Raw genomic sequence first — 14216 nt, forward strand, 5'->3', positions numbered from 1 at the left:
CTTATTGATCACGACTGGGATTCGGCGCGCCGCCTGACGCCGCGAGGTGCTTATGACTCAGGGTTGGCCCAGTTCCAGGGGTTCGTTCGACTCCTTCGACGATATCTTCCAGCGATTCTTCGGATCCGGTATGGCGGCGCAGCCGCCGGTGCAGCGCATCGATCTGAGTCGTTTGCTGAGTGAGAGCGCGAAGCAGATCGTGGACAGCGCCCGGCAGGCCGCCCATGACTGGGGGAGCGCCGAGATCACCCCCGAGCATCTGCTCTACGCGGCCGCCGAGGTGGAACCGGCCGCGAGCATCATCGCCGAAATCGGCCGGGATCCCGAGGAACTGCGCGAGCAGATGCGGGCCGCGGCGGGCAGCGGGATCGGCGCGCACGGGGGCGGGCACGCGCTGGCGCTGAGCCCGGCGGCGAAGGTCGCGCTGCGCAATGCCCAGCGCAGCGCCGCCGAGGCGGGCAGCAGTTACATCGGGCCCGAGCACATCCTGCTCGGCATCGCCGGCAATCCGGAGACCGCGGCCGCGCAGGCGCTGTCGGGGGCGAAACTACCGGCCGCGCCCGGCCACAAGGAGCCCAGCGATACGCCCACGCTCGACGAATACGGGCGCGATCTCACCGCGGAGGCGCGGGCGGGCAAGGTCGATCCGGTGGTGGGGCGGGCGCAGGAGATCGAGCAGACCGTCGAGATCCTGTCGCGGCGGCGCAAGAACAATCCGGTGCTCATCGGCGATCCGGGCGTCGGCAAGACGGCCATCGTGGAGGGCCTGGCGCAGCGCATCGTCAATGGGGACGTGCCCGCGACGCTGGCCGATCGGCGGGTCATCGCGCTGGACGTGAGTTCGATGGTGGCGGGCAGCAAGTATCGCGGCGAATTCGAGGAGCGGCTGACCAAGGTGCTCGACGAGGTGCGCGCGCATTCGGACGAACTGGTGGTGTTCATCGACGAGCTGCACACCATCGTCGGCGCGGGCGGTGGCGGCGAGGGTTCCATGGACGCGGGCAATATGCTCAAACCCGCACTGGCGCGCGGTGAACTGCACGCCATCGGCGCCACCACCATCGACGAGTACCGCAAGTACATCGAGAAGGACGCCGCCCTGGAACGGCGCTTCCAGCCGGTCATGGTGTCCGAGCCGTCGGTGGCCGACACCATCGAGATCCTGCGCGGGCTGGTCGACGTGTACGAGGAGCACCATCAGGTGCGCTACGACGACGAGGCGCTCATCGCGGCGGCCGAACTGTCGGATCGTTACCTCACCGACCGGTTCATGCCGGACAAGGCCATCGATCTGGTGGACCAGGCCGGTGCGCGTGTGCGGCTGCGCACCCGCACACCGGATCCGAAGGAGCGCGAGCAGGAGGAGAAGCTGGCGCGGCTGCGGCGGGAGAAGGACGCCGCGGTCGCCTCCGAGGACTACGAGAAGGCGAACAAGCTCAAGGCCGAGATCGCCAAGGCGGAGCAGAAATCCGCGGCCGACGACGCACCGGTGGAGGTGCAGGAGGTGACGGTCACCGATATCGCCGAGGTGGTGTCGCGGCAGACCGGCATTCCCGTCGCGGATCTCACCGTGGAGGAGCGGCAGAAGCTGCTGAAACTCGAAGAGGTGCTGCACAAGCGCGTCATCGGGCAGGAGGAGGCCATTGTGGCGGTCGCCGAGGCGGTGCGCCGCGCCCGCGCCGGGCTCAAGGATCCGGATCGGCCCATCGGCTCGTTCCTGTTCCTGGGACCGACCGGCGTCGGCAAGACCGAGCTGGCGAAGGCCTTGGCGCAGGCGGTATTCGGTGACGAGGACCGGCTCATCCGCTTCGATATGAGCGAATTCCAGGAGAAGCACACGGTGTCGCGGCTGGTGGGCGCGCCGCCCGGATACGTCGGCTACGACGATGCCGCGCAGCTCACCGACAAGGTGCGCCGCCAGCCGTATTCGGTGATCCTGTTCGACGAGGTCGAGAAGGCGCACCCGGATGTGTTCAATGTGCTGCTGCAACTGCTCGACGACGGCCGGGTCACCGATTCCAAGGGCCGCACCGTGGATTTCAAGAACACCATCGTCATCCTCACCAGCAATATCGGCTCCGATCTCATCCTGTCCGCGAAAGACGGTGACCTGGACTCGATTACGCCGCAGCTGGAGGAGCGGCTGCGCAAGCACTTCCGGCCGGAGTTCCTCAACCGGCTCGACGAGCAGATCGTCTTCCACCGGCTGGACAGGTCGCAGCTGCGCGAGATCGTGGATCTGGTGCTCGACGGCACGCGACGGCGGCTGCGCGCCCAGGACATCGAGCTCGATGTGTCGGAGCAGGCCATGGATTGGCTGGCGGACAACGGGTATCAGCCCGAATTCGGCGCCCGGCCGCTGCGCCGCACGGTGCAGAAGCAGCTGGACAACAATCTCTCCAAGAAGATCCTCGACGGCGCGCTGGCGCCCGGCGACACCGTGCGTATCGACGCGGACGACTCCGGACTGCTCGTCGAGGCGGTGCATCGCGACCGGGACAAGACGAGCGAGGGCTCGATCATGACCGCGAAGAACACCAATGGCCACGCCAAGAACGGCAAGAGCAGCGGCAAAGCCAAGAGTGGTAAGGCCGCGAGCAAGAACTGAACTCCTGGCGGAAGGCCGTCCTCGTCATTCCGGCGCCGTTCTCGGCCGGAATCCACCAGCCGGTGTGGATCCCGGCCGCAAGCATGGCGGGATGACGAGGCGTGACTCGCTTTGTCGATGAATCTGGGTTAACTTTTTTGCATGGAGGAAGATCGCGCCGCGGCAGCGCTGCCGCTCGGCGAGCGGTTCGCCGACGGCCCGTTCCCGCCGCATCACCACGGGTGCTTCGGATGCGGCCCGTCGAATCCGGCCTCGCCGCTCATTCGCTTCGTGCGGCGGGGTGACCTCGTGCGTGGCACATTCATGCTGGATCACCGGCATCAGGGCGCACCGGGGGTGGCGCACGGCGGGATCGTCGCCGCCGCCCTGGACGAGGCCTGCGGCTCCATCCTGTTCCCGCTGCAGCAGCCGGCGGTCACGGTGAAGCTGGATGTGGACTTCCGGGCCCCGGCCCGGCTGCACCGGGAATTCGTCGTAACTTCCATGCTGAGCGCCCGGGAGGGCCGCAAGCTGTTCATCGATGCGGTGCTCACCGATGGCGACATCGTGATCGCGACCGGCCGGGCGATTTTCGTCGAGGTCGATCACGATCACTTCGTGCAGCTGGGCGCCGATCCCGGAGAGCTCTCCAGTCTCGGCGCCTGATCGCCGCCGTCAGCCCAGACGGCGGATATCGCCGCGGACACGGTAGAAGCCGCCGCGGGCCGATTCGGCGACCGCGTCCACCACATAGCGCGCCCCCGCCTCGCGAATCTCACGGGGGAACTGCACATTCCAGTCGCTCTGGTAACCGGCGGAGACGACGTGCACGCGCAGATTGGCGCCCTCCTGCACGCATTCCACCACGATGCCGTCACCGGCCTCCGCCACCAATTCCACGGTGGCGCTGGGGGTTACCGCGGAGATCTCCGGCGCCTTCACCGAAACCGTCTGCGGCAGCACGCCCTGCTCCGCGTCGCGGATGGCCGTCTCGCTGACGTCCAGGCAGGCCAGGGTGCCATTGGTGGTGACCAGGTACAGCTTCTCGTCGTGGTACTGCATGGAGTACGCCGACCCGCACCGGGTGGCCAGCTTCCACAGCCGCTGCCCCGCGGAATCGAAGCAGTACACCGAGGAGTAATTGTCGCCGGCGAAGACGTAGCGCCCGTCCGGTGAAGTGGCGCAGGAGAATACGGCCGCATCGCATTGGTAGGTGCGCTCGGACTGCCCGTTCTTGGCGACCATCCGCACTTGATTGCGGCTGGTGCCCGCGTACACCGCATCGGCCTCCTGCCAGCCGAACAGCACCGAGCCGTTCGTGCCCACCTGCCAGCGCTGGTCGCCGCTGGCCAGGTCGTATGTGGTGACGCCGTCGGAATGCCCGTGGTACACGCCTTCCCGGTCGATGCGCACCATCCACCCGGAATCCCCGGTGCTGCGCCGCGACCACAGCGATTCCTCCTCGTGGTCGATGACCGTCAGTCCGCCCTGCCGGTCGGAGACGCCGAGAATGCCGTCGTGAATATCCAGCCAGTAGATGTCGACATTGGCCGCGATGTCATAGGCCGCGCGCGGCACTTTCCCCGACAGGTCGTACACCCGTCCGTCATCGCATCCGGCGTAAATCCAGAAGTCGTCCGCCACAATGCACTTCACCGCATCCGGCAGCTTGAACCGCCCGGTCACCTCACCGCCCGGCGTCAGCGTGAACACATCCCCGCTCTCATTGCCCACCCAGCACCGCCGCTCGTCCACGAAGATCCCGAACGCCGCCGCCCCCGAATCGAACGTCCACAGCACCGGAGCCGATTTCGCCGTCGACCGCTGACTGACAATGGCCCGCCGCGTCACCGGCCGCTTCCCCCGCGCCCCCATGACCGCGGGCGCATACCCCTTCCGGATCTTCTCGTTGATCTTCTTGGTCGCAGCCGCCTGCGCCTTCTCCGCCGTGGCGAACGAACTCACCGTCCGCTGCCCCGCATCCCCGATCCGCCCATACCGAATCGCGACTTCCGTCCCCGCCACCACAACTTCATAGAACTTGTGTGCCGACCCGCTGTCCTCGGACAGCTCCAGATAAGTGGTCGCCCCGCTGGTCATGCTCTGCTCCGTGCCTCACGTCAACTGATGTGACGCGAAAACTAGCAACCCACACCGACATTCGCTCGGCAGGTGGCCGAACCGGGTCAGAACAGGGTCATGGGGTCGGTGGGGAGCGGGTCGGGCAGGGGCTCCAGCTCGGGGAGGTGGGTGCGGACGTCGTCGTGGAATTGGCGGGCGAGGGTGCGGGCCTGGGAGTTGTCGGGGGTGTGGATGAAGACGGTGGGGGAACGGCCTTCCCGGAGCCAGGCGACGACCGTGCGGACCCAGGGCTGCCAGCCGGCGATGGTGGCCTTGGGGTCGTCGCGGCCGTGGTAGCGGACCATGGGGAATTCGGTGAGGGCCCGGGTGCGGCGGGGGACGCGCGGCTTCTTGGACCAGGCCTCGTTCTCGGCGGCGCTGATGGGCGGGGTGGCGAACAGGACCGTGGTGTCGAAGGTGACCCATTCGGCCGCGGCGGCGTTGAGGATCGATTCCAGTTGCCCGATGGCGCGGTCGTTCTGGAAGAAGGCGGGGTGGCGGACCTCCACGGCGGCGCGGTAGTGGACGGGGAGGCCGTCGAGCAGCCGGGCCAGGGCGGCGAGGTCGGTGAAGGAGGCGGGGAGCTGGATCCAGAGCGCGTGCAGGCGGCGGCCCAGCGGTTCGACGGCGTCCAGGAACGCGGTCATCTCGGCGTCGATGCCGGTGAGGCGGCGATCATGGGTGACGGTGCGCGGGAGCTTGACCACGAATCGGAAGTCGGGATCGGTTTGCCGGGCCCAGGATTCGACGGTGCGGCGTTGCGGGGTGGCGTAGAAGGTGGTGTTGCCCTCGACGGCATTGCACCAGGAGGAGTAGGTGCGCAGGCGTTCCGCCGGGGGTAAAGGTCTCTCCTGCCAGTCCGGGTGTTGCCACATCGCGCATCCCACGTACAACCGCATAGCTGCCACGTTAGGTCAAGGACTTCTTCGGTCGCAGCCAACCGAAGGTAAGCTCCACCGCTCGCCGCCAGTTGTCGTACTCCTCCGCGCGCAGCCGCGGATCCATGCGCGGCAGCCACTGGGCCGCCACCCGCCAGTTGTGGCGCAGCCCTTCGAGATCGGGCCAATAGCCGACGGCCAGGCCCGCCGCGTAGGCCGCGCCGAGGGAGACGGTCTCGGCGACGATCGGTCGCATGACCGGTATGTCGAGTACGTCGGCCACGATCTGCATGAGCAGGTTGTCGGAGGTCATCCCGCCCGCCACCCGCAGCGCCGCGGCGTGCAGACCGGAATCGGCGTTCATGGCCTCCACCACGTCGCGGGTCTGCCAGGCGGTGGCCTCCAGCACGGCCCGGGCGATGTGCCCCTTGGTGACATAGGAGGTCAGGCCGATGATGAGCCCGCGCGCGTCACTGCGCCAATGCGGCGCGTAGAGCCCGGAGAAGGCCGGCACCAGATAGCACCCGCCATTGTCTTCGACTGTGCCCGCGAGGGTTTCGATCTCGGGCGCACTGGCGATCAGGCCGATATTGTCGCGCAGCCACTGCACCAGCGAACCGGTGACGGCGATCGGCCCTTCCAGGGCGTACACCGGCTCCGGACCGACCTGATATCCGATGGTCGTGAGCAGGCCGTGCTGTGACCGCACCAGCTCCCGCCCGGTGTTCATCAGCAGGAATCCACCTGTGCCGTAGGTGCATTCGGTCTCGCCGGGCGCGAAACAGGTCTGCCCGAACAGGGCCGCGTGCTGATCGCCCAGCGCAGCCGCGATGCGCACGCCCGGAATCACCCGCCGCGCGGTCCCGAACTCGCCGGTCGAGGGTTCGATGCGAGGCAGCATGGCCTTCGGAATATCGAAGAACCGCAGCAGTTCGTCGTCCCAGTCCAGGGTTTCGAGGTTCATCAGCAGCGTGCGCCCGGCATTGGTGACATCGGTGACGTGCACCCCGTGGTCCGCGCCGCCGGTGAGATTCCAGATCAGCCAGGTCTCCATGGTCCCGAACAGCACCTCGCCGCGTTCGGCGCGATCACGCAGTCCCGCCACGGAATCCAGCAGCCAGCGCAACCGCGGCGCGGCGAAGTAGGTGGCCGGCGGCAGACCGCACAGTTCCCGGATCCGTTCCGCCCCGGGCGTTTCGCGCAGCCGATTCACCAATTCCTCGGTGCGTACGTCCTGCCAGACGATGGCCCGTCCGATGGGCGTCCCGGTGCGCCGGTCCCACACCACCGTGGTCTCGCGCTGATTGGCGATCCCCACCGCCGCCACCTGCTCGGCCGTGATCCCCGAATCGCGCAGCGCCGCGGGCACAACGCGTTCGACATTGCGCCAGATCTCCAGCGCGTCCTGCTCCACCCAGCCGGGTCGCGGATAGTGCTGCCGATGCTCGCGCTGCGCCACCCCGGCCAGCCGGGCGCGCTGATCGAACAGAATGCACCGCGTGGAGGTGGTGCCCTGATCGATGGCGAGCACATATCGCTGCGTCATTCCCGGCCGCTCCCGTCCCGCACGACATTCACTGTGCGCCACCAAGATCTCGTGAAACCGCCTGCGCCGCATCGCGAACCTGGCCCACGAACCCGGGTCGGAACCGCAGCTGCCCGTCGCAGAGCTGATCGATCGGCCCGCTGATGCCGATGGCGCCCACCACCAGTCCGCCGCGCCCGCGGATCGGCGCGGCGATGCTCGCCTCCGCCGACCGGTATTCGCCGACATCTCCGGCCCACCCGGTGCGCCGCACCTCGGTCAGCGCCCGGCCCAGCACGGCCCGGTCCACGATGGTGCGATGGGTGAAGGCGGGCAGTTCGCCCTCCCGCACCGTCGCCGACAGCTGCGCGTCGTAGGCCAGCAGCACCTTCCCCAGCGCGGTCGCGTGCGGCGGCAGCGTGGTCCCCACTTCCAGGGCCTGTTCGGTGTTGTCGGGCCGGAACACGTGGTGCACCACCGACACTCCGCCGCCCACCGGCGCGGCGATCCGCACCGACTCCCCGCTGCGCGCGGCGAGTGCGTCCGCCCGATTGATGGCACGCGACCGCAACTCATTGGCATCCAGATATCCCCCGCCGAGCTCATGGATGGCCGCGCCCAGCTGGTACTTCCCGCTGACCGGATCCTGCTCGACGAACCCCACCCCCTGCAGTGTCCGCAGAATGCCGTGCGCCGTCGGCTTGGCCAGTCCCAGGGCGGCCGCGATCTCACCGACGCCGAGCCGCCCGGAACCGCGCGCGAGCAGCTGCAACATGGCGGCGGCGCGCTCGATCGACTGAATCGAACCCGGCATGTCCGTAACCTATCAGCAAACCGTTCGGCATTGTCGAACGCATGCCCTGGAGTGGAACGCGAACACTTCGTAGCGTGGACGTCGGGCCCGGCCGCGACCGCGCTCACCAGGGCAAACGGACTCAATGACGAGGTTCCGGAAAGGATCGCGATGACGCAGTACGTCGGGGCCATTGATCAGGGCACGACCTCCACGCGCTTCATGGTTTTCGACCACGGCGGCAATGTGGTTGCCCGCCATCAGCTCGAACATGAGCAGATCATGCCGCAGGCCGGCTGGGTGGAACACAATCCGGACGAGATCTGGGAACGCACCCGCACTGTGATCAAGAGCGCCCTCGCCGGCGCCCGCCTCACCGCCGCCGATCTGGCCGCGGTCGGCGTCACCAATCAGCGCGAGACCACCATCGTGTGGAACCGCCGCACCGGACGCCCCTATTACAACGCCATCGTCTGGCAGGACACCCGCACCGACCGCATCATCGCGGAGGTGGAGAAGGCCGGGCACGGCGATCTCATTCGCGAGAAGGCCGGTCTGCCGCCCGCTCCGTACTTCTCCGGCGGCAAGGTGAAGTGGATCCTCGACAATGTCCCGGGCGTGCGCGAGGACGCCGAGCAGGGCGACGCGCTCTTCGGAACCCCGGACACCTGGATCATCTGGAACCTCACCGGCGGCACCCGCGGCGGCGTGCACATCACCGATCCGACCAATGCCTCGCGCACCATGCTCATGGACCTCGAAACCCTGGACTGGGACGAGGAGTTGCTGGCGGTCTTCGGAATTCCGCGCGCCATGCTGCCCGCCATCGCGCCGTCCTCGAATCCCGAGGGCTTCGGCATGACCAATCCCGACGGCCCGTTCAAGGGCGCGGTCCCGATCGCCGGCGTGCTCGGCGATCAGCAGGCCGCCACCGTCGGCCAGGTGTGCTTCCGCCCGGGTGAGGCCAAGAACACCTACGGCACAGGGAATTTCCTGATGCTGAATACCGGTACAGAGATTGTGCACTCCAAGCACGGCCTGCTGACCACCGTCGCCTACCAGTTCGGCGACGACAAGCCGGTGTACGCCCTGGAAGGCTCGATCGCCGTCACCGGTTCGGCCGTGCAGTGGCTGCGCGATCAGCTCGGAATCATCTCCGGCGCATCGCAGATCGAGAATCTGGCCCGGCAGGTGCAGGACACCGGCGGCGTGTACTTCGTGCCCGCCTTCTCCGGCCTGTTCGCCCCGTACTGGCGGCCCGATGCCCGCGGTGCGATCGTGGGCCTGTCCCGGTACTCCAACAATGCCCACTTGGCCAGGGCCACACTGGAATCCATCTGCTACCAGACCCGCGACGTGGTCGAGGCCATGCAGCGTGATTCCGGGGTGAAGCTGGAAACCCTGCGCGTGGACGGCGGTGTCACCGCCAATGAGCTGGCCATGCAGATCCAGGCCGACTTCCTCGGCGTCCCGGTCTCGCGCCCGGTGGTCGCGGAGACCACCGCGCTCGGCGCGGCCTACGCCGCGGGCCTGGCCGTCGGATTCTGGAACAACACAGACGAACTCGTCGCCAACTGGCACGAGGACAAGCGCTGGCAGCCCACCTGGGACGAGGCGAAGCGCGAACGCAAGTACGCCCGCTGGCTGAAAGCCGTTTCGCGCACCCTCGACTGGGTCGATATCGATGAAGACGACGAGTAGCGCTGCCCCCGATGACTCAAAACCCCGATAACAAGGAGCATTTCGTGTCCGCACAACTGGATCCCGCCTACCGCGCCCGGGCCATCGATGCGCTCGGCGACACCGAAATCGACGTTCTCGTCATCGGCGGTGGAGTGACCGGCGCGGGCGCCGCGCTGGACGCCGCCGCCCGCGGCCTGTCCGTCACCATGGTCGAGGCGCGCGACTTCGCCGCCGGCACCTCGAGCCGGTCCTCCAAGCTCATCCACGGCGGCCTGCGCTACCTGGAGATGCTCGACTTCATCCTGGTCCGTGAGGCTTTGAAGGAACGCGGCCTGCTGCTGAGCAAGCTGGCCCCGCACCTGGTGCACCCGGTGTCCTTCCTCATCCCGCTGCAGCACCGGGTGTGGGAGCGCGCCTACATCGGCGCCGGCGTGGCGCTGTACGACACCCTCGGCGGCGCGCGGGCGGTGCCCATGCACCGGCACATGTCCCGCACCAAGGCCCTGGAATTGGCTCCGGCCCTCAAGGACGACGCCATGACCGGCGCCATCCGCTACTACGACGCCCAGGTCGACGACGCCCGGCACACCATGATGCTGGCCCGCACCGCCGCCCAGCACGGCGCGACCGTGCTCACCCGCACCAAGGTCACCGGGCTCATCCGCGAGGGCGAGCGGGTCGTCGGCGCCAAGGTCGAGGATCTGGAAACCGGTCTGGAGCACACCATCCGGGCGCGCACCGTGATCAGCGCGACCGGCGTGTGGACCGACGACATGATCAAGATGACCGGTGTGGAGTTCCCGTTCCACGTGCGCATGTCCAAGGGCGTGCACATCATGGTTCCGCGCGAGCGCCTGGACATGGGCACCGGCCTGATCATGCGCACCGAGAAGTCCGTGCTGTTCGTGATCCCGTGGGCCGAGCACTGGATCATCGGCACCACCGACACCGACTGGACCCTGGACAAGAACCACCCGACCGCCAGCGCCGCGGATGTCCAGTACATCCTCGACCACGTCAATGCCGTCCTGCGCGAGCCGCTCACCCGCGCCGACATCGTCGGCACCTACGCGGGTCTGCGCCCGCTCATGACCGGCGCCTCCAAGGAGACCTCCAAGCTCTCCCGCGAGCACGCGGTCGCCGAGCCGGCCCCGGGCCTGTTCGTCATCGCGGGCGGCAAGTACACCACCTACCGCGTCATGGCCGCCGATGTGGTGGACGCCGCCGCCGCGACCCTCGGCAGCGACGCCCCGCGCTCGACCACCGAGAGCCTGCCCATCCTGGGCGCGGTCGGCTACCAGGACATGCTGGCCGATCTGCCCGGCGTGGCCGCCCGCGCCGATCTCCCGGTCGAGGTGGTCGAGCATCTGCTGGGCCGCTACGGCTCGCTGTCGGAGAACATCTTCGACCTCATCGCCGCGGTTCCCGCACTGCGCGAACCGATCCGGGGCGCCGAGGACTACATCGCCGCCGAGGCCGTCTACGCCGTCACCCACGAAGGCGCGCTGCACCTCGACGACATCCTCACCCGCCGCACCCGCATCTCCATCGAGGTGCCCGATCGCGGCCTGGAGGCGGCGGGCGAGATCGCTCGCCTCATCGCCCCGCACCTGGGCTGGGACGACGAGCGCACCAATGCGGAGATCAACCGCTACTACGACCGCGTGCACGCCGAACTCGCCGCCAACGAGGCCCGCGACGACGAGTCCGCCAATGCCGCGCGACTGGTCGCCGCGCGCTGATCCGATCCGCGCACACAATTTCACAGGCGAACGGCGCCGCACCGGAGCATTCCGGCGCGGCGCTGTCCGGCGTTTCCGGGAATCGAATAGTGCTGCACCGCCGGGCTTTTCGATAATGATTGCGGACTTGTGCCCGAAGCGCATTACCCCCTAGCGTGTTTCTACAGATTTGCTGGACAGAAGACCGTAAAGTCTTGTCCGGACTGGCAGCGACGCCGAACGGGAGGCGCATCGATGGATTTCAGCTCTATATTCGTCAGCGAGGCACTGGGTACCGGTGTCCTCATCCTGCTCGGCGCAGGCGTAGTAGCCAACGTATTGCTTACGAAGTCGAAAGGCTTCGACGGCGGCTGGCTGCTCATTACTTTCGGCTGGGGTCTCGGCGTTTTCGCGGGCGTGTATGTCGCCTACAAGACGGGCGGCCATCTCAATCCCGCGGTCACCATCGGCATGTTGTTCAGTGGCGCATCGGAGTACGCGCCGGGAATTCCGGTGAACTTCGTCAATACCGTCGCCTATATTTCCGCCCAGTTGGTGGGCGCCTTCCTCGGCGCGTGCGTCGCGTACCTGGCCTACAAGAAGCACTTCGACGAGGAACCCGACGAGGGCAAGAAGCTGGGCATCTTCTCCACCGGCCCGGCGATTCGCTCCTACTCCTGGAACTTCGTCACCGAGGTCATCGCCACCTTCGCCCTGGTCTTCGTGATCCTGGCCTTCGGCCACACCCCCAGCGGCCTCGGCCCGCTGGCCGCGGCCCTGCTGGTCGTGGGCATCGGCGCATCCCTGGGCGGCCCGACCGGCTACGCCATCAACCCGGCCCGCGACCTCGGCCCGCGCATCGCCTACGCGCTGCTGCCGACCACCCGCTCGGCCAATGTGCTGCCCAAGCGCCTGCCCGCCGACGTCAACTCCGGCGGCAGCGCCCGCTCGGTCGTCGACGAGAGCCCCGGCGACCCGGTGTCCTCGACCCACAAGAACGCCGACTGGTCCTACTCCTGGGTCCCCGTTCTCGGCCCCCTCGTCGGCGGAGCGCTGGCCGGCCTGGTCGCCCAGCTCTACCTCTAGCCAATCTGAAACAACGCCGACCGGGAACTGGTGGCGGGGGCTACTCGCGAAATGCCGCCACCAGTTCCCGGTGATCGTCTGTCCAGCTCCTGACTAGGCTGCGAGAGGACTGACGGGAGGGTTGCGTGGGTTGGAGACGGGGCCCCGAGGTGCCGGATGGGGAGCGGTGGAATGGGAATATCCACTATCACCGGCTGCTGATGGATGCGGTGCCGGCACGGGGGGACGTGCTCGATGTCGGGTGCGGTGAAGGGATGCTCGCGCGGCGACTGCATGCACGCGGGGCGCGGGTGACGGGGATCGATCTCGACGAACCGGGTATCGAGCAGGCCCGGAAGCAGTCGCCGGGTGGGGAGATCGAGTACGTGTGCGGGGATTTCCTGAGCTACCCGTTCCAGCCGGAGTCGTTCGACGGCATCGTCTCGGTGGCGACGCTGCACCATATGGCCGCGGCCGCCGGACTGAAGAGAATGCGGGAATTGCTCCGTCCGGGCGGGACTTTGGCGGTCGTCGGTCTCGCCCGTGATGTGCTGCCGAGGGACCTGCCCTGGGTTCTCGCGGGCACGGCGGCGTTCACGTGGCACCGCCTGACCAAGACGAAGTGGGAACACCCCTCACCGATCGTCTGGCCGCCACCGGTGACCTACCGGGAGATGTCGGCCATCGCCCGAGACCTCCTGCCCGGCGCGCGATTCCGTCGCCACGTGATGTGGAGGTATTCCCTCACCTGGACCAAGCCCTCGGTGTGAAACGACGCCGACCGGGAACTGGTGGCGGAGGCTACTCGCGAAATGCCGCCACCAGTTCCCGGTGATCAATGGTCCAGGTCGGCTCCCCTGGTGAGGAGGGCGCAGCGGACTCGGTCCAGGACTTCATCGGGACGGCGGTAGAGGAGGGCGGCGCTGACTCGGATCACCTTCCAGCTCAGGGATTCCAGGGCGAGTGAGCGGTCGATGTCCTTGGTCCGCTGCGTCGGATCGGTCCAGTGTTGAGCGCCGTCGTATTCGACGGCGACTTTCCACCTCTCCCAGCCCATGTCGAGCCGGGCGACGAAGAGGCCGTGCTCGTCGCGAACGACCAATTGGGTGGTGGGCGGCGGCAATCCGTCATCGATCAGCAGCGGGCGGGTGTGGGATTCCGGCGGTGATTCGGCGCCGCCGTCGATCAGCGGGATGATCGCGGCGAGTTGCCGGGCTCCGCGTGTTCCCGGATGTTCGCGCGCGGTCGCGGCGATCTCCTCGGCTGTCAGACCCGTTGCGCCGCACAGCGCATCGAGGATCGGTATCGCCCGATCGCGTGGCAGCCGGCGGCCGATGTCGAAACCGGTCCGGGCGGGGGTCGTCACCCGGAATCCGTCCACGTCGCAGCATTCGTGCCGGCCGACGTCGGCACAGAAGACTCTGACCCCGTGTGGCGGCCGGGTGTGCCCTGCCCGCGCCAACTCCGCCGGCGCGTCTGCGTCCAGCCATCGCACGCCGTGCATCGCCGCGGCGGAAAGCCCCACCAGGACGCAGTCCCCCTTCGCCCAATGCGCCGCCGCCCGCGCCCACCCCGCCGCGTCGAGCACGGCGCCTTTTCGCTTGTAGACGTCCGGGAAGACCCGCTCGAAGTCGTGCCGCAGTTCCCAGCGCGTCACCGCCCCCGCCGCCACCGCCCAGGATCCGGGGAATGGCTCATTCGATGTCTGCACACATGAACCCGTACTCGCCCCGCCCGACACAACGCACGCGACGAGTGGAAGTTATCCACAGGCCCGCACGGTGAAACAACGCCGACCGGGAACTGGTGGCGGAGGTTTCTCGGGGGATGCCGCCATCAGTTC

Annotated in this window: 11 protein-coding genes; 6 read left to right on the top strand and 5 right to left on the bottom strand. The window is 67.9% G+C overall.

Translation table 11 applies throughout. The annotated features are described in order from the left end of the window. The first annotated feature begins 52 nt into the window (after nucleotides 1-52). Nucleotides 53-2608 carry an ATP-dependent Clp protease ATP-binding subunit gene (locus ACYQ5L_RS07215; RefSeq protein WP_459956464.1) on the top strand — a complete coding sequence of 852 codons (2556 nt, stop codon included), beginning with the start codon at nucleotides 53-55 and terminating at the stop codon, nucleotides 2606-2608. Between the two features lie 141 nt (nucleotides 2609-2749). Further along, nucleotides 2750-3253: a PaaI family thioesterase gene (locus tag ACYQ5L_RS07220; protein ID WP_459956466.1), complete on the top strand. Its 504-nt coding sequence runs from the start codon at nucleotides 2750-2752 to the stop codon at nucleotides 3251-3253. Between the two features lie 9 nt (nucleotides 3254-3262). Here the strand turns inward: ACYQ5L_RS07220 and ACYQ5L_RS07225 are convergent, their stop codons facing one another. The 4 genes from ACYQ5L_RS07225 to ACYQ5L_RS07240 form a co-directional block, all read right to left on the bottom strand. Next, nucleotides 3263-4687 carry a WGR domain-containing protein gene (locus ACYQ5L_RS07225; RefSeq protein ID WP_459956468.1) on the bottom strand — a complete coding sequence of 475 codons (1425 nt, stop codon included), beginning with the start codon at nucleotides 4685-4687 and terminating at the stop codon, nucleotides 3263-3265. Nucleotides 4688-4773: 86 nt separating this feature from the next. Then, complete coding sequence (locus ACYQ5L_RS07230; protein ID WP_459956469.1) at nucleotides 4774-5607, bottom strand: DUF72 domain-containing protein; 834 nt, start codon at nucleotides 5605-5607, stop codon at nucleotides 4774-4776. A gap of 10 nt (nucleotides 5608-5617) precedes the next feature. Continuing rightward, nucleotides 5618-7132 carry a glycerol kinase GlpK gene (glpK, locus tag ACYQ5L_RS07235; protein ID WP_459956471.1) on the bottom strand — a complete coding sequence of 505 codons (1515 nt, stop codon included), beginning with the start codon at nucleotides 7130-7132 and terminating at the stop codon, nucleotides 5618-5620. 28 nt (nucleotides 7133-7160) lie between these two features. After that, a complete protein-coding gene (locus tag ACYQ5L_RS07240) occupies nucleotides 7161-7925 on the bottom strand; it encodes an IclR family transcriptional regulator (RefSeq protein WP_459956472.1) in 765 nt (254 codons plus the stop codon). Between the two features lie 150 nt (nucleotides 7926-8075). On the opposite strand from ACYQ5L_RS07240, the gene glpK (ACYQ5L_RS07245) reads away from it, so the two are divergent. The 4 genes from glpK (ACYQ5L_RS07245) to ACYQ5L_RS07260 all read left to right on the top strand — a co-directional run bounded on the left by glpK (ACYQ5L_RS07245) (nucleotide 8076) and on the right by ACYQ5L_RS07260 (nucleotide 13143). Further along, on the top strand, nucleotides 8076-9605 hold the full coding sequence (gene glpK, locus ACYQ5L_RS07245) for a glycerol kinase GlpK (RefSeq protein WP_459956474.1): 1530 nt from the start codon (nucleotides 8076-8078) through the stop codon (nucleotides 9603-9605). An 11-nt stretch (nucleotides 9606-9616) separates the two neighbouring features. Beyond that, complete coding sequence (gene glpD, locus ACYQ5L_RS07250) at nucleotides 9617-11329, top strand: glycerol-3-phosphate dehydrogenase (protein ID WP_459956475.1); 1713 nt, start codon at nucleotides 9617-9619, stop codon at nucleotides 11327-11329. A gap of 234 nt (nucleotides 11330-11563) precedes the next feature. Beyond that, nucleotides 11564-12394 carry an MIP/aquaporin family protein gene (locus ACYQ5L_RS07255; protein WP_459956476.1) on the top strand — a complete coding sequence of 277 codons (831 nt, stop codon included), beginning with the start codon at nucleotides 11564-11566 and terminating at the stop codon, nucleotides 12392-12394. Between the two features lie 125 nt (nucleotides 12395-12519). After that, nucleotides 12520-13143, top strand: coding sequence for a class I SAM-dependent methyltransferase (locus tag ACYQ5L_RS07260; protein WP_459956477.1), 624 nt, complete (start codon nucleotides 12520-12522; stop codon nucleotides 13141-13143). A 65-nt stretch (nucleotides 13144-13208) separates the two neighbouring features. Here the strand turns inward: ACYQ5L_RS07260 and ACYQ5L_RS07265 are convergent, their stop codons facing one another. Beyond that, a complete protein-coding gene (locus ACYQ5L_RS07265) occupies nucleotides 13209-14084 on the bottom strand; it encodes an endonuclease domain-containing protein (RefSeq protein WP_459956479.1) in 876 nt (291 codons plus the stop codon). Nucleotides 14085-14216: the final 132 nt, after the last annotated feature.

The organism is Nocardia sp. IFM 10818, assembly GCF_054655275.1.